The sequence below is a fragment of the Opitutus sp. ER46 genome (assembly GCF_003054705.1).
Taxonomy (GTDB): Bacteria; Verrucomicrobiota; Verrucomicrobiia; order Opitutales; family Opitutaceae; genus ER46.
The window spans coordinates 190,283-212,707 of record NZ_QAYX01000025.1; the positions used below are offsets into that span (position 1 = coordinate 190,283).

Annotated in this window: 19 protein-coding genes; 17 read left to right on the forward strand and 2 right to left on the reverse strand. The window is 67.8% G+C overall.

From position 1 onward, the window contains the following. Nucleotides 1-31 precede the first annotated feature (31 nt). The 3 genes from DB354_RS19105 to thrC all read left to right on the forward strand — a co-directional run bounded on the left by DB354_RS19105 (nt 32) and on the right by thrC (nt 3,311). Nucleotides 32-1,243: an aspartate kinase gene (locus DB354_RS19105; RefSeq protein WP_107837242.1), complete on the forward strand. Its 1,212-nt coding sequence runs from the start codon at nt 32-34 to the stop codon at nt 1,241-1,243. A gap of 126 nt (nt 1,244-1,369) precedes the next feature. After that, a complete protein-coding gene (locus DB354_RS19110; protein ID WP_107837243.1) occupies nt 1,370-1,792 on the forward strand; it encodes a four helix bundle protein in 423 nt (140 codons plus the stop codon). A 154-nt stretch (nt 1,793-1,946) separates the two neighbouring features. Beyond that, the gene (thrC, locus tag DB354_RS19115) at nt 1,947-3,311 is read left to right on the forward strand and encodes a threonine synthase (RefSeq protein ID WP_107837244.1); all 1,365 of its coding nucleotides are present in this window, start codon (nt 1,947-1,949) and stop codon (nt 3,309-3,311) included. 95 nt (nt 3,312-3,406) lie between these two features. Here the strand turns inward: thrC and DB354_RS19120 are convergent, their stop codons facing one another. Then, nucleotides 3,407-4,375: a hypothetical protein gene (locus DB354_RS19120; protein ID WP_107837245.1), complete on the reverse strand. Its 969-nt coding sequence runs from the start codon at nt 4,373-4,375 to the stop codon at nt 3,407-3,409. Nucleotides 4,376-4,605: 230 nt separating this feature from the next. On the opposite strand from DB354_RS19120, the gene cimA reads away from it, so the two are divergent. Then, entirely contained in the window at nt 4,606-6,198 is a 1,593-nt protein-coding gene (gene cimA / locus DB354_RS19125; protein WP_107837246.1) for a citramalate synthase, read from the forward strand. A gap of 242 nt (nt 6,199-6,440) precedes the next feature. Here cimA and DB354_RS19130 read toward each other — a convergent pair whose 3' ends face one another. Further along, nucleotides 6,441-7,325 carry a polyprenyl synthetase family protein gene (locus DB354_RS19130; protein WP_107837247.1) on the reverse strand — a complete coding sequence of 295 codons (885 nt, stop codon included), beginning with the start codon at nt 7,323-7,325 and terminating at the stop codon, nt 6,441-6,443. A gap of 160 nt (nt 7,326-7,485) precedes the next feature. On the opposite strand from DB354_RS19130, the gene DB354_RS19135 reads away from it, so the two are divergent. From DB354_RS19135 to DB354_RS19195, 13 genes are all read left to right on the forward strand, one after another. Beyond that, entirely contained in the window at nt 7,486-7,776 is a 291-nt protein-coding gene (locus tag DB354_RS19135) for a zinc ribbon domain-containing protein (RefSeq protein ID WP_107837248.1), read from the forward strand. Then, entirely contained in the window at nt 7,773-8,450 is a 678-nt protein-coding gene (locus tag DB354_RS19140) for a hypothetical protein (RefSeq protein WP_107837249.1), read from the forward strand. The genes DB354_RS19135 and DB354_RS19140 overlap by 4 nt, the downstream gene beginning before the upstream one ends. Nucleotides 8,451-8,561: 111 nt before the next feature. Next, nucleotides 8,562-10,154, forward strand: coding sequence for a murein biosynthesis integral membrane protein MurJ (murJ, locus tag DB354_RS19145; RefSeq protein WP_107837250.1), 1,593 nt, complete (start codon nt 8,562-8,564; stop codon nt 10,152-10,154). An 86-nt stretch (nt 10,155-10,240) separates the two neighbouring features. Next, a complete protein-coding gene (locus DB354_RS19150; RefSeq protein WP_107837251.1) occupies nt 10,241-11,212 on the forward strand; it encodes a bile acid:sodium symporter family protein in 972 nt (323 codons plus the stop codon). Then, nucleotides 11,209-11,502 carry a GNAT family N-acetyltransferase gene (locus DB354_RS19155; RefSeq protein WP_107837252.1) on the forward strand — a complete coding sequence of 98 codons (294 nt, stop codon included), beginning with the start codon at nt 11,209-11,211 and terminating at the stop codon, nt 11,500-11,502. Before DB354_RS19150 ends, DB354_RS19155 begins: the two co-directional genes overlap by 4 nt. A gap of 64 nt (nt 11,503-11,566) precedes the next feature. Continuing rightward, nucleotides 11,567-12,202, forward strand: coding sequence for a TetR/AcrR family transcriptional regulator (locus DB354_RS19160; protein WP_107837253.1), 636 nt, complete (start codon nt 11,567-11,569; stop codon nt 12,200-12,202). Between the two features lie 115 nt (nt 12,203-12,317). Further along, nucleotides 12,318-12,563 carry a hypothetical protein gene (locus tag DB354_RS19165; RefSeq protein ID WP_107837254.1) on the forward strand — a complete coding sequence of 82 codons (246 nt, stop codon included), beginning with the start codon at nt 12,318-12,320 and terminating at the stop codon, nt 12,561-12,563. A 94-nt stretch (nt 12,564-12,657) separates the two neighbouring features. Then, nucleotides 12,658-13,911 (forward strand): efflux RND transporter periplasmic adaptor subunit, encoded by a 1,254-nt coding sequence (locus tag DB354_RS19170; RefSeq protein ID WP_107837255.1) that lies wholly within the window; start codon nt 12,658-12,660, stop codon nt 13,909-13,911. Between the two features lie 275 nt (nt 13,912-14,186). Continuing rightward, on the forward strand, nt 14,187-17,354 hold the full coding sequence (locus DB354_RS19175) for an efflux RND transporter permease subunit (RefSeq protein WP_107837256.1): 3,168 nt from the start codon (nt 14,187-14,189) through the stop codon (nt 17,352-17,354). Nucleotides 17,355-17,414: 60 nt separating this feature from the next. Next, nucleotides 17,415-18,632, forward strand: a complete 1,218-nt coding sequence (locus tag DB354_RS19180) for an MFS transporter (RefSeq protein ID WP_107837257.1) — start codon at nt 17,415-17,417, stop codon at nt 18,630-18,632. A gap of 58 nt (nt 18,633-18,690) precedes the next feature. Next, nucleotides 18,691-20,205, forward strand: coding sequence for an efflux transporter outer membrane subunit (locus tag DB354_RS19185; RefSeq protein WP_107837258.1), 1,515 nt, complete (start codon nt 18,691-18,693; stop codon nt 20,203-20,205). A gap of 319 nt (nt 20,206-20,524) precedes the next feature. Further along, nucleotides 20,525-21,136, forward strand: a complete 612-nt coding sequence (locus DB354_RS19190; protein ID WP_107837259.1) for a SagB/ThcOx family dehydrogenase — start codon at nt 20,525-20,527, stop codon at nt 21,134-21,136. 157 nt (nt 21,137-21,293) lie between these two features. Beyond that, a complete protein-coding gene (locus DB354_RS19195; protein ID WP_107837260.1) occupies nt 21,294-22,364 on the forward strand; it encodes an NADH:flavin oxidoreductase/NADH oxidase in 1,071 nt (356 codons plus the stop codon). The last annotated feature ends 61 nt before the right edge of the window (nt 22,365-22,425 follow it).

The window sequence follows — 22,425 nt, forward strand, 5'->3', positions numbered from 1 at the left end:
CACCCAGCTCCCATCTCCAACGCCCGCTCCCATGGCTCGTATCGTCCAGAAATACGGCGGCACCTCAGTCGGTGACGTCGAACGCATCAAGAAGGTCGCGGAACGCATCAAGGCGATCCGCGCCGAAGGCAATGAACTCGTCGTCGTCGTGTCGGCCCGCGCCGGCGTGACCAACGAGCTCATCGCGCGCGCCAAAGCCGTGTGCGACCTGCCCAGCGATCGCGAACTCGACCAGCTCCTCGCCATCGGCGAACAGGAGACCATTGCGCTTACCGCCATGGCCCTGCACGGCATCGGCGTGCCCGCGATCAGCTACACCGGCGCCCAGGCCGGCATCACGACCGACACGGTTCACACCAAGGCCAAGATCAAGGATATCGACGCCAGCGCGCTCGAGAAGGACCTCTCGGCTGGCAACGTCATCATCGTCGCCGGCTTTCAGGGCGTGAACGACGAGGGCCAGACAACCACGCTCGGCCGCGGTGGATCCGATCTCACCGCCATCGCCCTCGCGGCCGCCATCAAGGCCGACAAGTGCGAGATCTACACCGACGTCGATGGCGTCTACACCGCCGATCCGCGCGTCGTGAAGACCGCCCGCAAGATCGAGGAGATCAGCTACGACGAGATGCTCGAGCTCGCCTCGTCCGGCTCCAAGGTCATGCAGTCCCGCTCCGTCGAGTTCGCCGCCAAGTACAACGTCGTCTTCGAAGTTCGCTCCTCCTTTAACCACAATCCAGGAACCATCGTGAAAGCAGAAGTCGCCTCCATGGAGAAAGTCCTCGTTCGCGGTGTCGCCGTCGACAAGGACCAGGCCAAGGTCGTCGTCAGCAACATCACCGACAAGCCCGGCTCCGCCGCCCGCGTCTTCCGCGCGCTGGCCGACGCTTACGTCAATGTCGACATGATCGTGCAGAACATTGGTCGCGCCGGCGTGGCGAACCTGACGTTCACGGTGCCGCAGACGGAGACCCAGAAGGCGGTCCGCGCGCTGGAGCCCATCGTGAAGGACCTCGGCGGTACGGTGTCCATCTACGAGCAGGTCGCCAAGCTCGCCGTTGTCGGCGTCGGCATGCGCACGCACTCCGGCGTCGCCGCCACGCTCTTCCAGACGCTCGCCGATGCTGGGATCAACATTCAGCTGATCAGCACCTCCGAGATCAAAATTGCCGTCGTCATCGCCCTCGACAAGGCCGACGAAGCCGCCCGCCTCGCCCACAAGGCCTTCGGGCTGGACGCCTAGCCCGCGGGCCGGGCTAGGCCGGAAGCCAGAGGCCAGAAGCCAGAGGCCAGAAGCCGGAAGCCGGAAGATGGAAGACGGATGGCCCAGAAGCGAACGCTAAAGCCGGAAACTAAAACAGTACGCTCGATGAGTTCATCACCCGACAGGACGGGAAACCCGCCGATCCGGCACTTCACGGATCTGCGGGTTTGGCAGAGGGCGTACGAACTCGGCCTCCAGGTGTTCGAAGTGTCGAGGCGGTGGCCGGTGGAAGAGCGCTTTGCGCTGACCGATCAAGTGCGGCGATCTGCCCGTTCCGTCAGCGCCTGTATCGCGGAAGCTTGGGGAAAGCGCCGTTACGAGGCTCACTTCGTGAGCAAGCTGACGGATGCCGATACCGAGCTCCTGGAAACCGAAAACTGGCTCATGTTTGCCCGAGCGCACCAATACCTCCCGCCTGAGGGTTTTGACTCACTCTACTCGTTGATGCGGGAAATAGGTCCAGGGCTCGGCGCGATGATGAGGAATCCCAGTCCGTTCATAATCGCGGCAGATCACGGCGGCCATTGAACACCAATATGTCCCTTTTTCTGGCTTTTACGCTCAGACCTCTGCCTTCGGCTTCGGGCTTCCGGCCTCTGGCCTCCGGCTTCCGCCGCCCGTCTTCCGGCCTCCGGCTTCTGGCGTCCGGCCTCCGGCCTCTGGCTTCTGGCTTCTGACATATATGCGTTTTCTCTCTACACGCGGGCAGACGCCCTCGCTTGGGTTCTCGGATGCGGTGGCCACGGGGTTGGCGCCCGACGGCGGGTTGTTCCTGCCGGAATCGCTGCCGGACTTCAGCGGCAAACTCTCCGCGTTCGAGCGGCTCAGCTATCCCGAGCTCTGCTTCGAGTTCATGCGGGTGTTCGCCACCGACATCCCGCCGGACACGCTCCGGCAGATCGTCGCGGCGAGCTACACAAAGTTCTCCGACCCCGCGATCGCCCCGCTGAAGCCGCTGGCGAAGAATCTGTACGTGCTCGAGCTGTTTCACGGCCCGACGCTCGCGTTCAAGGACTTCGCCCTGCAGCTCCTGGGCAACCTCTACGCCCACCAGTGCCGGGTCCGCCGCGAGACGATCAACGTCCTCGGCGCGACCTCGGGCGACACCGGCGCCGCCGCCATTCACGGGCTGATCGGCCGCCCGGGCACCGCCATTTTCATCCTCTACCCGGATGGCCGGGTCTCGCCGCTCCAGGAGCGCCAGATGGCCTGCACCGGCGCGGAAAACGTTTTCGCGCTCGCCGTTGACGGCACGTTCGATGACGCGCAGGCGGCCCTGAAGGAGGTCTTCGGCGACCAGGGGTTCCGCACCCAGCACCGCCTCTCCGCGGTCAACTCCATCAACCTCGCCCGCGTGCTGGCGCAGTGCGTGTACTACCTCCACGCCTGGCTGCGGCTCCCGGCGGCGGAACGGGGCAACGTCGAGTTTGTCGTGCCCACCGGCAATTTCGGCAACGTGCTCGCGGGCTGGATGCTGCAGAAAATGGGCGTGCCGATCCGCGGCTTCCGCGTCGCCACGAACCAGAACGATATTCTCTACCGGCTGTTCACCACCGGCGAGTACCGCGTGGGCGCGGTGCATCCGAGCCTCGCGCCGTCAATGGACATCCAGGTCGCCTCCAACTTCGAGCGCTTCATCTACTTCGCCGTCGGCCGCGAGCCGGCCCGCGTGCGGCAGGTGATGGACACCTTCAAGCAGACCGGGGCGTACACGTTCGAGCGGTTCAATCGCGACACCTTTACCTCCACCCGCTGCAGCGACGGCGAGATTCCGGGGATCATCCAGCGCGTGCACGCGGCCTACGGTTACGTGGCCGATCCGCACACGGCCTGCGCGTTCAAGGAGATCGCGCCGGACCGCGTGAGCGTTGTGCTCTCAACGGCCAGCCCGGCGAAGTTTCCCGACACCATCCGCAGCGCCATCGGCGTGGAGCCGACGCATCCGAGCCTCGAGGCGCTCAAGTCGAAGCCGATCGTGAAGCACAAGCTCCAGGCGACGCCCGCCGCGATCCGGGCCTTCATCCACGCGCACGCCGTGGGCGCGTGAGCGGCGGGGCGGGGCGCGTTGCGCGCGCTGACGTTTGCGCCGACGCCTGATCGAGGCCACTCGTGTTTCGCAGGCGGCCAACTTGGCGGCACGCCTCAGTTCGCCTGCGCGCCGCGCACCTTCTTTTCCTCTGCCATCAGTTTCCGGATGAGCTCCCTCGCTTCCTCTCGCGTGGCCGGTCGGATCACCTCCACGTCCGCCGGGAGCGCAAACGTTTCGAGTGGCAGCTCGTCGATACGCTCCTCGGTGTTCGGCTGCGCCTCGGGTTGTTTCTCCATCTCAGAGATCTGCTTCCCGTCGGAGTTGTAGAACTTCGACGTCAGGATGGCATGCCGCGCCGGGTCGATGACGTACACTTCACGCACCGGCAGGAACGCCCCGATGCCACCCTTCGCGGCCAAGACCGTGTTGACCAGGACGCGCTTGGCGAACGAGAGCTCCTTCTTCGCCTTGGCCAGTTCGGCGTCCACCTTCTCCTTGATGAACCGTTGTGCTTCGGGGCCGAGTTCACGGGTCACGCGGAGGCGCGGCTGGCCGTTTTCGGTGAAGCGCTCTCCGCTGACCGTCGCCTCCTCCACGAACTTCTTCATCTGGTCGACCTCCGGTCGCGCCGACCCTTTGGCCTTCTGCGCAGCATCACCGGACTTCACGCCGGGCGCGGCGGTCGCAGGGCGAAGCACCGCCTTGTTTCCGAGAATCTGCCAGTGGCCTTCCTCGTTGGTCAGCGCGATGCGCTTCTGGGGTTGGTCGGGCTGAGCATCGTACACGGTTACCGTCTCTGTCCGGGTGAACGTCGGCTGACCGGTGCGCCGGAGCGTGAGCGTGGTGGTCGTAATTGTGGCGCCGCCTTCCTTGTTCTTCCGGGAGACGACGCGCCGGAAGCTGCCAGGCTCGCTCGCCCGGTTCTGGGCGCGGCGCAGTTCCTCCTTCGCTTCGGCGGGCGTCAACGGAGTCGGCGCGGAGATCGCCGCCGCAGGCGCTTCCGCCGGGGCCGACGCCGCGGTTGCGGCCGCAGGCGGGAGAATCAGCGCGGCCAACGCGAGCGAGGCTGGCAACAGGCTCATACGGCGCGAGGCGGGGGCAGGGCGGCGGGGTGAAAGCATGTCTGGGTGACCCATGCAGGGTTGTTTTGTTGCAGCCACTTCGGACGCGCGCGAGGCCGAATGTGGGGCGGACGGGAGCGGGGCACGGACGTGCGATCGCGGTCGGGAAAAACCTGCGTCATCCACCCCGCCGCAGCCAAAAGCTCCCTTGCCAGTCGACGCTCTGGAGGACAACCCTGCGGGCTGCCCACATGAGTTCCGCGGTCAAAATTTACGATACGACCCTGCGCGACGGCACGCAGGGGGAAGGCATCAGCTTTTCGGTCACGGACAAACTGCTCATTGCGGAGCGACTGGACCAGTTTGGCGTCGACTACATCGAGGGCGGCTTCCCCGGCTCGAACCCGCGCGACATCACGTTTTTCCAGGAAGCGCAGAAGCTGAAGCTCAAGCACGCCCGGCTGTCGGCCTTTGGGTCCACCCGGCGGGCCGGCCATCCTGCCACCGAGGATCCGCAACTCCGCACCCTCCTGGACAGCGGGATGCCGGTCCTCGCGATCGTGGGCAAAACGTGGAAGCTCCACGTCACCGAGATCCTGCGCACCACGCTCGAGGAGAACCTGGCGATGATTGAGGACTCCACGCGTTACCTGGTGGCGGAGGGGCGCGAGGTCATCTACGACGCCGAGCACTTCTTCGACGGCTACAAGGACGACTCCGAGTACGCGCTGCGCACGCTGGCCGCGGCCATCCGGGGTGGGGCGGCCAACCTGACGCTTTGCGACACGAACGGCGGCACGCTCGTCGATGACTTCAAGACGATCGTCGCGCGCGTCGTGCAGGAATTCGGCTCCGACAAGGTGGGCGTCCACTGCCACAACGACAGCGGGCTCGCGGTTGCACTGACGCTTGGCGGCGTCGTGGCGGGCGCGTCGCTCGTGCAGGGCACGATGAACGGCTACGGCGAGCGCGTGGGCAACGCGGACCTGACGACGGTTCTGCCCAATCTCTGTCTGAAGATGGGCCGCACCGCGCACTGCGCGACGAACCTGCGGCAGTTGCGCGACCTGTCCTTGTTCTTCGACGAGCTCGCGAACCTGCGGCCGAACCCCAAGGCGCCGTTCGTCGGCCTCTCTGCCTTCGCCCACAAGGGCGGGTTGCATGCCAACGCCGCCCAGAAGGTGGCGCGCAGCTACGAGCACATCACGCCGGCGCTCGTCGGCAATCGCACGCGGGTCCTTGTGTCCGACATGGCCGGGCGCACCAGCCTCATCCTGAAAGCGCGCGAGTTGGGCGTCGACCTCGACGAAAAGCGCCCCGAGATGAAGGCGCTGATCGACGAGCTGAAGGAGAAGGAATTCCACGGCTACGAGTACGAAGCGGCGGACGCCTCCTTCAAACTGCTCGTCGCGAAACACCTTGGACAACGGCGTACGTTCTTCGACGTCGAGACCTACCGCGTCATCATCGAGCGTCACGGAGCCCAGCTCTGGGCCGAGGCGACGGTGAAGCTCCAGGTCAACGGCGAGTGGATGCACACGGTCGCGGAGGAAACCGGCCCGGTCGGCGCGCTCGACAAGGCGCTTCGGCTCGCGCTGGAGAAGCACTACCCGCAGCTCCACGCGATGCAGTTGCGCGATTACAAGGTCCGCATCCTCGAGGGTAACGCCGGCGCCGGTTCGCGGACGCGCGTCCTGATCGAGAGCGGTGACGGCCAGCGCATCTGGGGCACGGTTGGCGTGAGCGACAATATCATCGACGCCAGCTGGGAAGCCCTCCGCGAGTCGGTCGAGTACAAGCTGTCACAGACCGCGACGACCGAGCTTCACGGCGCGAAGCCGTAAGCGCCCAGCCGCCGGATTCCTCCCTGCCTTCTTCGCTCTCGCATCGGCCCCCGTGCCGCACGGTGAGCCGCCGCGCCCGTCCCCGCCGAGTGATCCGCCAACCTCCCATCTGTGACGCGGTGACGCTGACCCCGTGGGGCAAAAAGTGACGCGGTGACGCCCTGACCCCATTTTTTTCCCCCCCGAGACGGGGTCAGGCCGTCACGGCGTCACAAGGAGAGTAGCGATGCCGAGCTGCCGTCCTACTTCGCCCGGCCCACGAGCGAGTCGACGAGAGCGACGAGGAACCTCGTGTCTCCTGGGAGCGAGCGGAGCGCGGCGAGCGCGACATCGGTCTGCTCGCGCGCCATCTGCCGCGAGGCGTCGAGCCCGTAGAGCTTAACGTACGTCGTCTTCCCGGCCTTTGCGTCCTTACCCGCCGTCTTGCCCAGCGTCGCGCTGTCGGCGGTGGCGTCCAGGACGTCGTCGACGATCTGGAACGCGAGGCCGAGACCGCGTCCCGCGCGCCGCAGCGTGGCTTGCGCCGCCGCGTCGGCGCCACCGACGAGCCCGCCCATGACGAGCGCGGCTTCAAGCATCGCGGCCGTCTTGTTGAGGTGAATGAACTCGAGCTCGCCAGCCGTCGCGTCGGCCTTCTTTTCCGCGAGCAGGTCCTCCATCTGGCCGCCAATCAGCCGGCGGCTCCCAGCCGCGTCGGCGAGTTCGGCGACAAGCGCCTGCGCGAGCGGCGGCTGCGCTGCATACGCGGTCGCGAGCAGGGCAAAGGCATGCGTCAGCAACGCGTCGCCCGCCAGCAGGGCCGTGGGCTCGTCGAACGCCCGGTGCGCCGTCGGCCGGCCACGCCGCAGGTCATCATTGTCCATGCAGGGCAGGTCGTCGTGGATCAGCGAATAGGTGTGGATGCACTCCACCGCCACCGCGGCGGGCAATGCGGTTTCGTCCTTGCGTCCAAACAGCTCGGCGGTGGCGAGGACCAGGACAGGCCGCAGCCGTTTGCCGCCGGCTTCGAGGCTGTAGCGCATCGCGGCGTGCAGCCGCGCCGGGCGGGTCTCGCGAGAGGGGAGGTGAAGATCGAGCCCGCGTTCCACCCGCGCGATGTACTGCTTGAGTTCCGATTCGAAGCCCATGGCGGTTCTTCGGTGGGCGAAAACCGCCGCGGGCGCAACCTCGCCGCGGTCGAGCGCCGAAGTGGCAACGATTGGCAGTTGTTGGCGGCCGGGCGTTTGACTCCGAAACGAACCTCGCCATGGAGGGCGGTCAGTCCTACAAAACGCGTTTTTTCCAGAGATGCCTACCTACGATTACGCCTGTCCGAAGTGTGGTCACACGTTCGAAGCCTTCCAGTCGATGAAGGACGCGCCGCTCAAGACGTGCCCCAAATGCAAGAAGACGGGAGTGAAACGACTGCTCGGCGCCGGTGCTGGCCTCATCTTCAAGGGCTCGGGCTTCTACATCACGGACTACAAGAAGAGCTCCGGCAGCGTGACGTCCACGAACGGATCCGCCAAGAGCTCGGAATCGAAATCGACAGCCAGTGGCGGCGGCGCTAAGTCATCCGCAGCCCCGAAATCGTCATGAGTAAAATCGATCGCGCCGTCCACGGCCCCGGCTGGGGCGAAGTCATCCTGGGAGCCGTCCTCAGTCTGATCCTGGGTATCGCCCTCGGCGCGATCCTCCTGATTCTCCGTCCGGTCGTGGTGGCCAAGGAGCTGCCCAAGGAGCCGGTGCCGGGGAAGACCTATTTCGTGGAAGGCCAGCGCGGTGACGTGGCCCGTGGCAAGGCGGTCCTCGCCCGGCGCGAAGCCCTCGCGCGCGGCGAGCCCATTCGCCTCACCGAGGCCGACGTCAACGGCCTGATCCTCGCTCTCGCCCCGGCCACGCCGGCCGCCAAACCCGGCGCGCCCGCCGCGGCGCCGAGCAACGAGACCCTGGCCGCCGGCACGCCCAACGTGCGCATTCGCGATGGCGTGGTGCAGATCGGGGTGCCGGTCACGGTCAACGCCCTCGGTTTCCAGCAGAAGCTGATCGCGCAGGCGCGGGGCGGCTTCGTGAAGCGGGGCGACGTTTTCGTTTACGATCCCAGCGAGATCTACCTCGGTTCCTGCCCGGTGCAGCGGCTGCCCTTCCTGGCCAGCTATGTCCGCCGACAGGTCGCGGCCTCGCAGTCTGTCCCCGAGGATGTCGTCATGGCGTGGTCCCGCCTCACCCGTGTTACGGTGGAAAAGGACACGCTCGTTCTGGCGATGCAGTAACCCGGGTTGGGGCGAAGCGGTGTTGGCACCAAACGCAGGGACCGACGCCCGCGTGCGGGCTGGGCACCGCAGCCTCGCCTTCGCTGCCACGTCCGCCCACGCTGCCCGGCCTTGTCCAAAAACCTGAAGAACATCGGCTTGGTGTCCGGCCTCACCCTGACGTCCCGCGTGCTGGGGCTCGTCCGGGAGAGCGTCACGGCCGCCTTCTTCGGCACGTCGGCGCTGATGTCGGCCTTCGTCACAGGCCTGCAGTTGCCCAACCTGTTTCGACGGTTGTTGGCGGAGGGGGGGCTGACGGCGGCGTTCGTGCCTACGCTGAACGAGCAGCTTGAGCGTCGGCAGCGCGAGGGCGCCTTCGAACTCGTCAACAAGGTGTCCAGCTGGCTGTTGCTCGTCACGAGCGGGGTCGTCGCGGTGGCGATGCTCGTCTTCAGCCAGGACAGCCTGATCCGCAGCGTGGGCCAGACCTTGGGGGCGGGACCGGACGCGGTCGACCGCTGGGTCGATGCCGCGCATTTCACGGTCATCCTTTTCCCGTACCTCCTGTTCGTGTCGCTCGCGGCGGCATTCAGCGCGGCGCTGCAGTCGCTGCACCGGTTTCTCGAGCCGGCGCTTTCGCCGATCTGGCTCAACCTCTCGATCATCGGCCTGCTCGCGGGATCGGCCTATGTCGCCCGAGGCCATCCCGAGGACCAGATTCTCTGGCTGACGGCCGGCTGGTTGATCGGCGGTTTTCTGCAGATGCTCGTGCCGGCTCTGGCGTTGCGGCGGGAGGGCTGGCGGCCGCAGCTGGACCTGGGCGTGAACGAGCCGCTGCGCGCCATGGTGCGGCTGATGGTGCCGACGCTGTTCAGCTCGTCCATCTACCTGGTGAACATGACGGCGTCCCGGTACATCGGGCTGTCGCTGAACGACCAGGCGGTGGCGGTCCTGAATTACGCGCAACGGATCATGGAACTGCCGATTGGCGTGTTCGCCGTGGCGGTGGCGACGGTCGTGTTTCCGCTGATCTCGCGCTTCGCGGCGGCCGGCGACCATGCGAACCTCGCGGCGTCGTACCGCAAGGGCATGCGGCTCATTCTCCTGATCAACATCCCGGCGGCCGTGGGGCTGGGGATCCTCGCCACGCCGATCATTCGTGTGATCCTGCAGCACGGCGAGTTTGGCCACGGCGACACCGACCTGATGACTCCCGTCCTGATCGCGAACGCGCTCGGGCTGCCGTTCCTCTCCTTTGCGAGTCTTGCGCTGCGGGCCTTCTACGCGCAGCGCGACACGGTGATCCCGGTGCACGCCGCGCTCCTGAGCTTCTCGGTGAACATCGTGCTGAGTCTCGCGCTCATGCGGCCGTACTCGATCGTCGGCCTCGCGATCGCCAGCAGTGCGGCGGCCGCGGTGCAGGCCATCTATCTCCAGTGGCATCTCGCACGGAAGCAGGACGGCCTGGCCTTCCACCATCTTGCGGGCGACCTCTGGAAGATCGTGTTCGCCGCGGCGGTCATGGGCGTCGTCGTCTGGGCGGGTTGGTGGGCGAGGGGAGTGTTCCTGCCCGCCAGCCGCACGCTCGATGTCGGCGGGATGGCGGTGGTGATTGCTGTCGGGATCCTGGTTTACGGCGGGCTGGCTTGGCTCCTGCGCGTGGAGGCGCGGGAGGACGTCGATGCGCTGCTCGGCCGGTTCCGGCGCAAATTCGGCCGGGGTTGAACGGCCCCCCCCCGTGTTCGTCGTAGCTCCGCTGACGGAGAATTATTTGGCCTTTGCCCGCCGGCAGGTTGGATTGTCCGGCGTTGATGAAGCTGAAACTCGACTGGTTCCTGCTCGGCATGGCCGGCGCCGTGGGGCTGGCCTGGCTCGCTCCGGGGCCCGGTGCCGACGGCGGCTGGCTGCATCCCGAACTGCTCACCAAAGCCGGGATCGCGCTGATCTTCTTCCTGCACGGGCTCGCCCTCTCGTTTGCCTCGCTGCGCAGCGGTGCGCTCAACTGGCGGCTCCACGTCGTCGTCCAGGCCTGCACCTTCCTGCTGTTTCCGCTGATCGGGCTCGGGCTTGTCGCCGGGTTGGACGGCCGGATCTCGGCGGACCTGACGCTGGGGCTCTTCTACCTTTGCGCGCTGCCCTCAACGGTCTCCTCCTCGGTCGCCCTCACGGCCGCGGCACGTGGCAATGTGGCGGGCGCGCTCTTCAACGCCACGCTCTCGAGCCTCCTCGGGGTGGTGCTCACGCCGCTCTGGATTGCGCTCGTCATGAAGACTTCCGGCCACACGCAGCCGCTCGGGCCGGTGATCATGGACCTCGTGCGGTGGCTGGTGCTGCCGCTGGCGGCGGGCCAACTGCTCCGCCCCTGGCTCGGCGCCTGGGCGACACGCCACAAGGCGGGGATCAACGTCGCTGACCGCGTCACGATCCTGCTGCTCGTGTACACCTCGTTCTGTGACTCCTTCCAGCAGGGCGTCTGGACCGGGCATGGCTTGCTCCAACTCGTGGCCATGCTTGTGTTCTGCACGGCCTTGTTCGCGCTCGTGATGGTGATCACCGGCAGCGCCTCGCGCGCGCTGGGCTTCACGTGGCCGGATCGGATCGCGGCGATGTTCTGCGGCTCCAAGAAGACCCTGGCCTCCGGGGTGCCGATGGCGAAATTGATCTTCGGGGCGCATCCGGGAATCGGCCTTATCCTGCTGCCGATCATGATCTATCACCCCCTGCAACTTGTGATCTGCGGGGTCCTGGCCCAGCGTTGGGCCAAACGAGGAGGACCCGCATGAACCCGAAGGATCAGCCGCCGATCAAGATCGAGCACAACGAGGCCGGGCACCGATTTGAAACCACGGTGGATGGCCATCTCTGCGTCGCGGATTACGACCGCCGCGACGGCGAGATCGTTTTCACCCACACCTACGTGCCGCCGGAACTGCGCGGGCGCGGCATCGCCGAGCAACTCGTCCGCACCGCACTCGAGCACGCCCGCGATGAAGGGTTGCGCGTGGTGCCGGAGTGCTCCTACGTCGCGGTGTTCCTGCAGCGGCACCAGGAATACGCCGCGCTGTTGTCGTAGGGCGTCGGAGAAATTTTCGAAATCCCGCTTGCAATAGACAAGTAGTCAACTATCCATCTTCGCCATGGGCAGAACGTCAGACGCCGACGAGCGGTTAATGGCCGCAGCACTCGACCTCATCTGGGAGGAGAGCTACGGCGGCGTGACCATTGACGACATCTGCAAGCGAGCGGACGTGAAGAAGGGCAGTTTCTATTACTTCTTTGAGTCCAAGGCTCATCTCACCGTCGCCGCCTTGGAGCGGCTCTGGCGCGATGATTGGAAGCCAAAGATGGATGCCTGCTTCTCGCCCGAGGTGGATCCGTTGGAGCGACTCCTCACCTATCTCGACGGCATCCACCTCAAGCATGCGACGAGCTTCGCCCGTACCGGCAAGGTGCTGGGCTGTCCGGCATGCTCGGTGGGATCCGAGGTGTGCACGCAGGAAATCGATGTGAGCGCCAAGGTGCGCGAAATTGTCGGCCGCAAGCGGCGCTACTTTGAGTCCGCCATCCGCGAGGCCATGGCCCAGGGGACGATCGCCCAAGGCGATCCTGTCGCCAAGGCGCTGGCGTTTGCGTGTTTCATCGAGGGCGCCGTCAGCCAGGCGCGCATTCTGAACGACCCCGAGGTGCTCAAGTCGCTTCGCGGTCCTGCGCTGGCCCTGCTGGAGGCAAAACAGTCTCCGGCTGCCGCTGCCGCCCCTGCTGTCACCCGCTGATTCGTCGCTCTGCTGCCCGATCAGCGTCTTATCCATCGCCCGATTCCGGGCCCTTTTTTTCGCCTGATATAAGACTAAGTAGTCAACTATCCCACCTTCGTCCGTCCCACCGACCATGAATACTCGCACCATCCCTTTCCCTTCCGCCCGCCCGGCGTTTGGCCGGACTCGGCGCGCCGACTTTTCTCCCATCCGCTCCCTGCGCGCGAAGGCGCCGCCTACGGACCTGCCTGACCCGGCGGCCGACACCCGCATCGCGATCGAGCCGGTGGCGTGGCCGCGTCCTGAGGTGACCCGCCCTGCCTGGCATCGCGGCGCGCTCGACCGCATGCAGCCGGAGCTCACCCGGTTCCGGGACTAGTTCCCTCTGCCCGATTGCCGCTACTCCTTTGTCCGGCGTTCGACCACCCCGCGGCCGCCTCTTCCTTCCCCCCGTTTCTTTCCTTCCACATCCCATGAACGCCGAAACTACCACTCCCTCGGTTCGTCCCCATCCGCCGCGTCGCCGACGACTTCTGTTCGCCGTCGCCGGCCTGCTGCTCGCCGGTTCCTTCACCGGCTACGTTGCCATTCACGCCTCGCCTTCCGGCGACGCCGCACCCGCGACGCCGCCGCCCGCGCCGAAGGTCACCGTCGCGCCCGTCGAGCAGAAGGTGATCACGCAGTTCGAGGAGATCACGGGTCGCGTGGACGCCGTCGAAACCGTCGACCTGCGCGCCCGCGTGTCCGGCCATCTTGAGGCGGTCGCCTTCCAGGCCGGCCAACTCGTGAAGCAGGGCGACGTCCTTTTCCGCATCGATCCGCGTTGGTACCGCGCGCAGTTCGAACTGGCCACGGCCCGGGTCGACGAGGCCCGCGCCCATGCGGAAAGCGCCGACCGTGAGGCGCACCGCGCCGAGGGGCTGCTCAAGGCGGCCGCGATCTCGAACGAGGAGGCCGACGCCCGTCGCTCCCGCGCCCTCGAGGCTCGCGCCGCGCTCGCCTCCGCCACCGCCGCGCTCGCCACCGCCCAGCTTGACCTGGAACACACCGAAGTCCGCGCTCCGATCGCTGGTCGCATCAGCCGCGCCTACGTCACCCAGGGTAACCTGGTCTCCGGCTCGCCGGGCAACGCCACGCTGCTGGCCACGCTCGTCTCGGTCGGCGACGCCTACGTCTACGCCGACCTCGATGAGGCCACCGTGTTGAAGTTCAACCGGCTCGCCCGCGAGAACCGGCTGCCCACCGAGAACGGCCGGATCCCGGTCGAGCTCCAGCTGGCGGACGAAGCGGGGTATCCGCGCCGCGGCTACATCGAGTCGGCCGACAACCGGCTCAACGCCGCCACCGGTTCCCTCGTCCTGCGGCTCGTGTTCTCCAACCAGGACAACGCCTTGCTGCCCGGACTCTTCGCTCGCGTCCGCATCCCGGTCAGCGCCCCGGAGCGCGCCCTCCTGATCAGCGAGCGCGCCGTGGGTACCGACCAGGGGCAGAAGTACGTGCTCGCGCTGCAGGCGGACAACACCGTGGCCTACCGCACGGTGCAGCTCGGCGCCGCCATCGAGGGCAAACGCATCGTCCGCGACGGCCTGCGCCCCGGCGACCGCATCGTGGTCAACGGCCTGCAACGCGTGCGTCCCGGGATGACCGTCTCGCCGGAGCTCGTCGCCGCCGCCCCCACGCCGGCCCCGGTCGCTAACGCGAGCGCCACCCGCGTGGCGGTCCGCTGAGCGCTGTCCGGCCGCTGGCCGTTCGTTCGTTGCTTACCAACCGGCCGACCTAGGCCGGCGCCGGGCGCGCCTTGCGCTCCCGTTCTCCCGTCCCCGACCGCCCGCGATCACCGTCGCGGCGGTCGCCCGGGCCACCGTGCTCTCTGACTCGGCGGGCCGCGCGCCCGCATCCCTTTTCACCGCTGCTACCACCGGCGGCCGGGCCTCCCTGCGCCTCGCCGTCCCGCCTTTTCGCTCCGCGCGCCGACCCCCGGTCGGCCCGGACCTGCGCTCCCATGAATTTTTCCGATTTCTTCATCCGCCGCCCGATTTTCGCGGGCGTGCTCTCGATCATCATATTCCTGGTCGGCGCCATCTCGCTCACGCGCCTGCCGATCAGCGAGTACCCCGAGGTGGTCCCGCCGACCGTCGTCGTGCGCGCCGTCTATCCCGGCGCGAATCCCAAGACCATTTCCGAGACGGTCGCCGCGCCGCTCGAGCAGGCCATCAATGGCGTCGAGAACGCGCTCTACATGTCGTCCCAGGCGACGAGCGACGGCGTCATGACGCTCACGATCACGTTCAAGATCGGCACCAACCTGGATAACGCCCAGGTCCAGGTGCAGAACCGCGTCTCGCAGGCGCAGCCGAAGCTGCCCGAGGAGGTGCGCCGGCTCGGCGTCACGACGACCAAGACCTCGCCCGACCTCCTGATGGTCGTGCACCTGTTCTCCCCGGACAACCGCTACGACGACATCTATGTCCGCAACTACGCGACGCTCCAGGTGCGCGACGTTCTCGCCCGGCTCGAAGGCGTGGGCCAGGTGCGCGTGTTCGGCTCCGGCGACTACGCGATGCGCGTCTGGCTCGATCCCAACAAGGTTGCCGCCAAGGGCCTCACCGCCTCCGAGGTGGTCGCGGCGATTCGCGAGCAGAACGTCCAGGTTGCCGCTGGTGCCGTTGGCCAGCAGCCGACTTCGAGCCCGGTCGACACCGAGCTGCTCGTGAACACCAAGGGCCGTCTCGCCACCGAGGAGGAATTCGGCGCCATCGTGATCAAGAACGGCGCCCACGGGGAGCGCGTGCAGTTGCGCGATGTCGCGCGCATCGAGCTCGGCGCCTCCGAGTACGCGCTGCGTTCTCTCCTCAACAACAAGGCCGCCGTCGCGCTGCCGATCGCCCAGCTGCCGGGCTCCAATGCCATCGCGACCTCCGACGCCGTCCGCGCCACCATGAAGGAGCTGGCGAAGGGCTTCCCGCAGGGCCTGAGCTACGAGATCGTGTACGACCCGACGGTCTTCGTGCGTAACTCCATCTCCGCCGTCGTGCACACGCTCATCGAGGCGATCCTGCTCGTCGTGCTCGTGGTGATCCTGTTCCTGCAGACCTGGCGCGCCTCGATCATCCCGCTGGCAGCCGTCCCGGTCTCGCTGGTCGGCACGTTCGCGGTGATGCACGCGCTCGGCTTTTCCATCAACGCGCTCTCACTGTTCGGCCTCGTGCTGGCGATCGGCATCGTCGTGGACGACGCGATCGTCGTGGTGGAGAACGTCGAGCGAAACATTGCGCTCGGCAAAACTCCGCTCGAGGCCACGCGCCAGGCGATGCGCGAGGTGACCGGTCCGATCATCGCCACCGCGCTCGTGCTTTCCGCCGTGTTCATCCCGACCGCGTTCATCAGCGGGCTCACCGGCCAGTTCTACAAGCAGTTCGCCATCACGATCGCGATCTCGACGGTCATCTCGGCGTTCAACTCGCTCACACTCTCGCCGGCCCTCAGCGCGCTGCTCCTGCGCGATCACCATGCGCCGAAGGACTGGCTCACCCGGCAGATGGACCGCTGGCTCGGCTGGTTCTTCCGGCCGTTCAACCGGAGCTTCGAGTGGGCTTCGCACCAATACTCGCGCGGCGTCGCCCGGCTCCTCCGGCTGTCGTTCATCGCCCTGGCCGTGTACGCGGGCCTGCTCGTCCTCACCGCCGTATCCTTCCGCAAGATTCCCACCGGCTTCGTGCCCACGCAGGACAAGCAGTACCTCGTCGCGTTCGCACAGCTGCCGTCGGCCGCCTCGCTCGAGCGCACCGACGCCGTCATTCGCCAGATGAGCGACATCGCGCTCAAGCATCCCGGCGTCGCCAACGCGATCGCGTTCCCCGGCCTCTCGATCAACGGCTTCACCAACTCGCCCAACAGCGGCATCGTGTTCGTGGCGCTCAAGCCGTTCGAGGAGCGCCGCGGCAAGGAGCTCTCCGGCCAGGCCCTCGCGCAGCAGTTGCAGGCCAAGTTCAGCCAGATCCAGGACGCCTACATCGCGATCTTCCCGCCGCCGCCCGTGCAGGGCCTCGGCACCATCGGCGGCTTCAAGCTGTACGTCGAAGACCGCGCCGACCACGGGCTGGATGCGCTCTACAACGCCACGCAGGGCGTGATCAACAAGGGCTATCAGACGCCCGGCCTCACCGGCCTGTTCTCGAGCTTCACGATCAACACGCCGCAGCTCGAGGCAGAGGTCGATCGCGCCAAGGCCAAGGCGCAGGGCGTGCCGCTCCAGAACGTTTTCGAGACGATGCAGATCAACCTCGGCTCGCTCTACGTGAACGATTTCAACCGCTTCGGCCGCACCTACCAGGTCGTCGCCCAGGCCGATGCGCCGTACCGCTCGCGGCCGGAGGACATCCTGCGCCTCAAGACGCGCAACGCCGCCGGCCAACTCGTGCCGCTCGGCTCGGTCGTGAAGGTGTCGGACAGCTACGGCCCCGATCGCGTCATGCGCTACAACGGCTATCCCGCGGCCGAGATCAACGGCGCGCCCGCCCCGGGCTTCAGCTCCGGCCAGGCGGAGGAGCTGATCCAGAAGGTGGCCGACCAGACGCTGCCGAATGGCATGGCGCTCGAGTGGACGGAGCTGACGTTCCAGAAAATTCTCGCGGGCAACGCCGGGCTCTGGGTTTACCCGCTGAGCATCCTCCTGGTGTTCCTCGTGCTCGCCGCCCAGTACGAGAGCTTCCGCCTGCCGTTCGCCGTGATCCTCATCGTGCCGATGGCGCTGTTCTCCGCGATGGTCGGGCTCTGGCTCACCCGCGGGGAGAACAACGTGTTCACCCAGATCGGCCTGATCGTGCTCATCGGTCTCGCGGCCAAGAACGCCATCCTGATCGTCGAGTTCGCACTCAAGCGGCGCGAGGAAGGGGAGAGTATCACCGACGCCGCGCTCGACGCCGCCCGGCTGCGCCTGCGGCCGATCCTCATGACGTCGATCGCGTTCATCGCGGGCGTCTTCCCGCTCGTCGTGAGCCACGGCGCCGGCGCCGAAATGCGCCAGGCCATGGGCATCGCGGTGTTCGCCGGCATGATCGGCGTCACCTTCTTCGGCCTCTTCCTCACGCCCGTGTTCTACGTCGTCCTCGAGAAGCTCGGCCTGAAGAAGCCCGCGCCCGTCGCCGTCCCGGCCCCGCAAGGCGCGTAACGGTTCCGGTGAACGGCGGCGCTTCGCGGCCGTTCGCCTCCCTCCCGACCTACTCACACCATGAAGAAACTACTGTGGCTCGCCGTCGGCACCTTCGCCATCGGCACCGAAGGCTACGCGATCGCCGGCCTGCTGCCTTCGGTGGCGGCGGACGTGGGCGTGACCGTGCCGGTGGCCGGGCAGTTGATCACGGCCTTCTCGCTCGCGTTCGCCCTCGGTTCGCCGCTGCTGGCGGTCGTGACTGGCAACATCGAGCGCCGGCGGGTTCTGCTCACCGCGATTGCGGCATTCGGCGCCTTCAACCTCCTGGCCGCTGTGGCGCACACGTACGCGATCCTGTTTGTCGCCCGCGTCGGCATGGCGCTGGCCGCGGCCGCCTTCATGCCCGCCGCCAGCGCGTATGCGGTCGCGACCACCCCGGCCGCGCGCCGCGGGGAGGCGCTCTCGGTGATCTACAGCGGGCTGACGCTCGCGATGCTCGCGGGCGCGCCGATTGGCGTGCTGGTGGGCGGCCGGCTCGGCTGGCGCTTCATCTTCCTCGCGGCTGCAGCGGTGTCGCTGCTGACGCTGGTCGGACTCGCGGCGACGCTCGTGCGCGGCGCGGCGACTCACTCCGCCACGCTGCGTGAGCGGCTCGCGGTGGCGCGCCGACCCGCCGTGCTGCACGCACTCCTGCTGACGGTCGTCGTCATGACCGGCGTATTCACCCTCTTCACCTACATCGCGCCCTTCGTGCGGCAGGCGACGGGAGTCACGGGCGACGGGGAGGCAATTGTCTTCCTGCTCTTCGGCATCGGCGCGACGATCGGCAACCTGCGCGCCGGCCGGCTCGCGGATCGGATCGGCCCTTTCCCCGTGCTCGTTGGCGGACTGGTCGGCCTGAGCGCGACGTACGCGCTGCTCTCCGGCGTCGCGGTGTTCGCGGCGCCGCAACTGGCCTGGTGGCTCATCCTGCCGGCGCTCGCGTTCTGGGGCGTGTTTGGGTTCGCGGTCGGATCCGGTCAGCAGGTTCGCCTCGCATCGATCCAGCCGCGCCTCGCGCCGATCACACTCTCGCTCAACGCCTCCGCCGGTTACATCGGCGTCTCCCTGGGCGCGGTGCTCGGTTCTCTCGTTGTCGCGCGCGGCGCCATCGCCGATCTCGGCTGGGTGGCGGCCAGCTGCGAAGCCGCCGCGCTGGGCCTGCTGTTACTCACCCGGCGCTCGTTCCCGCGTCGGAAGACCGCGCCTGATGATGAACCACTGCCCGAACTCGCCCGGGCTCCCGTCGGCGAATGAGCGCGTCCGCTTTCAAACTTGAACTTCGCGGCCGGCGCCAGCCGGCCCAATTCCTCCCATGACCCTCCCACGTTTCTCCCTTCTCTTCCCGGTGGCGGTCTCCGCCACGAGTTTCGCGGCGCTGCCGGCCGTCGGCCCCGACTATCATCGTCCCGACGCTCCCCGGGTCGCGCAGTACCGCGATGCCGAGCCGCTCGGCGGCGCGCTCTGGAAGGCGGCCGCTCCCGCCGAGGACCAGGCGCGCGGCGCCTGGTGGCGCGTGTTCGGCGATCCCACGCTCGACCAGCTTCAAGCCCGCGCGCTCGCGGCCAACCAGTCCCTCCGTGTCGCCGCGGCGCGGCTTGACCAGGCGCGCGCGGCGGCAGGTCTTGCGCGCAGCAACTACTGGCCGCAGCTGGCGGTCGACGGCTCCTTCACCCGCGAACGCCAGTCGCGCACGACGGAGAACGTCCAACCCGAGGCGGTGGCCTCCACGTATCGCCTGCCGCTGGTGGCGTCGTGGGAGATCGATCTCTTCGGCCGCGTGCGACGGTTGACGGAAAGCGCCCGCGCCGAAGCGGAGGCCAGCGCGGCCACGCTGGAATCGGTGCGGCTCGCGCTGACCGCCGAGGTGGCGACGACTTACTTCAGCTGGCGCGCGTTTGACCGCGAACTGGCGCTCCTGCGGGACACGGTGCAGTGGCGCCGCCGCGCGCTCGATCTGGTGCAAGCGCGCCTGCAGGGCGGGACGGCGGCCGAGGCCGACGTTGCGCGGGCCGAGACCGAACTTGCGACCGCGCAGGCGGACGCCGCCGAGTTGGCGAACCGCCGGGCCTCGCTCCTGTACGCGCTGGCGGTGCTCGTGGGAGAACCCGCGAGTGCCTTCGAAGTGACGGCGACGCCCGCTGCGCTGCTCCCGCCGAGCGTGCCCGCGGGCCTGCCGTCGGAACTGCTGGAGCGCCGGCCCGATGTGGCGGCGGCCGAGCGCGCCCTGGCCGCGGCCAACGCGCGGATCGGCGTGGCCAAGGCCGCGTTCTTCCCGGCGATCTCGCTGACCGGCGGGGCGGGGTGGGCGAGCGGCGACGTCGACACGCTCTTCAAGACGGACTCACGCCTCTGGTCGATCGGCCCGCGGCTTTACCTGCCGATCTTCCAGGGCGGCCGGAATCGCGCGAATCTCGAGCGCAGCCAGGCGGCTTTCGAGGAGGCGGTGGCGCAGTTCCGCCAGCAGGTGCTGGTGGCGTTTCGCGAGGTGCAGGATGCGCTCACGGCCAACCGGCTCCTCGCGGAGCAGGCGGAGGCGCAGGAGCGCGCGTTGCGCTCCGCCCAGCGCGCGGTGCAGCTCGCGCAGGTGCGTTACGATGCCGGCTTCGTCTCGTACCTGGAAGTGATCGACGCCCAGCGCACGGCCTTGGCGATCGAGCGGCGCTCCGTGCAACTCGGCGCGACGCGTCTCAACGCGAGCGTTGCGCTCATCAAGGCGCTCGGCGGCGGCTGGGGTCCGGCCACACCGGCCACCGTCTTCGCCCCGGTGCCGCCGGCGGAGGGCATCAAGGTCGCGTCGGTCAACCACGTCGCGGAGGCCCGGCCATGATCACGCTGCTCATCCTCCTCATGGCGCTCGTGCTGTTCGTGACCTGGGATACCGACTCGGAGCCGCCAACCGGCGGCTTGCGGGACCAATGAACACCGCGCCTGACCACCGAAAGATCCTCGCGGACGGCTTCCCGGCGCCGGGTCGCCAACGGAGATAACTAGCCAAATCTGGCTAGTTATCGCGGATAACACGCCAAATCTGGCGTGTTATCTCGCGTCGCCAACGCGTCGGGGCCGGGCCGGTCGGCGCTCCGGCGCACCTGCCGCGCCATTGCTTCGTCCTGCCTGACGCGGCAAGCATGCCGCCTTCCAGCCTCATGAAACCTTACCTCTCCGCTCTCCTCGTTCTCGCTCTGGCGGGATCCGCGTCGGCCCAAGATCTGACCCTCCCCGCGCCGCACAAGACCGGCGGCATGCCGTTGATGGAGGCGTTCGCAAAACGCAGCTCGGCGCGCGCGTACGACGCCCGCGAGTTGTCGGATCAGCAACTCGGCGACCTGCTTTGGGCGGCGTGGGGCGTGAACCGCGCCGACGGCAAGCGCACCGCGCCCTCCGCCAACAACCGCCAGGAGAACGAAGTCTATGTGCTGCTGCGCAAGGGGGCCTACGCCTACGATGCGGCGAAGCACGCGCTTCGACTCGTCGCGGCCGAGGACCTTCGCCCGCTGGTGAAGGGAGTCGAAGCGCCGGTGATCCTGCTCTACGTCGCCGACCTGGCCAAGCGCGGCCCCTCCGGCGACGCGCGCAAGAACGTTGCCGCCGTCGATACCGGATTCATCGGCCAGAACGTGTACCTGTACTGCGCCTCCGAGGGCCTCGCCACGGTGTATCGGGGCGGTGGAGACCGCACCGCGCTTGCCACGGCGCTGAAGCTCGCCGCGGATCAGACCATCATCGCCCTGCAGCCTGTCGGCTTCCCCCGCCGATAAGCCGGCGGCGCCGGCTCGGTCGCGCCGGGTAATGACCCGCGCCGCCCATTGCGCCCGCCTCGCTTCCCCATTCATTCGCCGACCGGAGCCTTCCGATCTTCGCAACCGCAACCGTACCCATTTTCAGCGTTCAGCCTTCAGTCGTTCAGCCTTTCCCATGCATCTCTTCGAACCGTTCACCCTCAAGTCCGTCACGCTCCGCAACCGCATCGCGATGTCGCCGATGTGCATGTACTCCGCCGAGGACGGCGTCGCGTCCGACTGGCATCTCGCGCACTACGGTGCCCGCGCGGCGGGCGGTGTCGGCCTTGTCGTTGTCGAGGCCACGGGCGTGGTGCCCGAGGGCCGGATCACGCCCGGTGACCTCGGGCTGTGGTCCGACCAGCACGTGGAACCGCTCGCGCGGATCAACCGTCTCGTCAAGTCGCAGGGCGCCGTGCCCGGTATCCAGCTGGCGCACGCCGGGCGCAAGGCATCGGCGGCCTTGCCCACGCAGGGCGGCGGCCATCTGGCGGACAACGCCGGCGGCTGGACGACGGTGGCGCCGAGCGCGATTCCGTTTGGCGACGCCCTGACGAAGGTGCCGCACGAGCTCACGGTGGCGGAGATCGCCGGGGTGCACGCGGCGTTCGCGGCGGCGGCGAAGCGCGCGCTCGCCGCGGGCTTCGAGTGGGTCGAGCTCCACGGTGCCCACGGCTACCTGACGCACCAGTTCCTTTCGCCGATTTCGAACCGCCGCACCGACCAGTACGGCGGCAGTTTCGAGAACCGGATCCGGTTCTTCGTCGAGCTGACGCGCGCGGTGCGGGCGGTGTGGCCGGATCACCTGCCGTTCACCGCGCGGCTCTCGTGCACCGACTGGATGGAGGGCGGCTGGACGATCGAGGAGTCCGTCGAGCTCGCGCGAAAGCTGAAGACCGAGGGGCTCGACCTCCTCGACTGTAGCTCCGGCGGCACGTCGACGACGGCGGCCAGGATTCCCGTCGGCGCCGGCTATCAGGTGCCGTTCGCCGAGCGCGTGCGCCGCGAAGCCGGGCTGGCCACCGCGGCGGTGGGACTAATCACGGATCCGATGCAGGCCGACCAGATCGTGCGCAACGGACAGGCCGACGTCGTCATGCTCGCGCGCGAACTCCTCCGCGATCCGTACTGGCCGCTCCGCGCCGCCCGTGCCCTGCACGTGAAGCCGCAGGTCACACCTCCGCCGCAGTACCTGCGCGCCTGGTAGCCGGCGCGGCCCGAGCGTCGTCAACCGAAGCGCGGCTGGCGGCGGCGGCCTTGCCCGCGGC

Bases quoted from the DNA above. Each gene is read 5' to 3' on its own strand.
- DB354_RS19180 (WP_107837257.1), top strand. From the start codon at position 17,415: ATGAAGAAACTACTGTGGCTCGCCGTCGGCACCTTCGCCATCGGCACC.
- DB354_RS19130 (WP_107837247.1), bottom strand. From the start codon at position 7,325: ATGGGCTTCGAATCGGAACTCAAGCAGTACATCGCGCGGGTGGAACGC.
- DB354_RS19195 (WP_107837260.1), top strand. From the start codon at position 21,294: ATGCATCTCTTCGAACCGTTCACCCTCAAGTCCGTCACGCTCCGCAAC.
- thrC (WP_107837244.1), top strand. From the start codon at position 1,947: ATGCGTTTTCTCTCTACACGCGGGCAGACGCCCTCGCTTGGGTTCTCG.
- DB354_RS19190 (WP_107837259.1), top strand. From the start codon at position 20,525: ATGAAACCTTACCTCTCCGCTCTCCTCGTTCTCGCTCTGGCGGGATCC.
- DB354_RS19165 (WP_107837254.1), top strand. From the start codon at position 12,318: ATGAATACTCGCACCATCCCTTTCCCTTCCGCCCGCCCGGCGTTTGGC.
- DB354_RS19175 (WP_107837256.1), top strand. From the start codon at position 14,187: ATGAATTTTTCCGATTTCTTCATCCGCCGCCCGATTTTCGCGGGCGTG.
- DB354_RS19105 (WP_107837242.1), top strand. From the start codon at position 32: ATGGCTCGTATCGTCCAGAAATACGGCGGCACCTCAGTCGGTGACGTC.
- DB354_RS19185 (WP_107837258.1), top strand. From the start codon at position 18,691: ATGACCCTCCCACGTTTCTCCCTTCTCTTCCCGGTGGCGGTCTCCGCC.
- DB354_RS19155 (WP_107837252.1), top strand. From the start codon at position 11,209: ATGAACCCGAAGGATCAGCCGCCGATCAAGATCGAGCACAACGAGGCC.
- DB354_RS19150 (WP_107837251.1), top strand. From the start codon at position 10,241: ATGAAGCTGAAACTCGACTGGTTCCTGCTCGGCATGGCCGGCGCCGTG.
- DB354_RS19170 (WP_107837255.1), top strand. From the start codon at position 12,658: ATGAACGCCGAAACTACCACTCCCTCGGTTCGTCCCCATCCGCCGCGT.
- DB354_RS19120 (WP_107837245.1), bottom strand. From the start codon at position 4,375: ATGAGCCTGTTGCCAGCCTCGCTCGCGTTGGCCGCGCTGATTCTCCCG.
- DB354_RS19110 (WP_107837243.1), top strand. From the start codon at position 1,370: ATGAGTTCATCACCCGACAGGACGGGAAACCCGCCGATCCGGCACTTC.
- DB354_RS19135 (WP_107837248.1), top strand. From the start codon at position 7,486: ATGCCTACCTACGATTACGCCTGTCCGAAGTGTGGTCACACGTTCGAA.
- cimA (WP_107837246.1), top strand. From the start codon at position 4,606: ATGAGTTCCGCGGTCAAAATTTACGATACGACCCTGCGCGACGGCACG.
- DB354_RS19160 (WP_107837253.1), top strand. From the start codon at position 11,567: ATGGGCAGAACGTCAGACGCCGACGAGCGGTTAATGGCCGCAGCACTC.
- DB354_RS19140 (WP_107837249.1), top strand. From the start codon at position 7,773: ATGAGTAAAATCGATCGCGCCGTCCACGGCCCCGGCTGGGGCGAAGTC.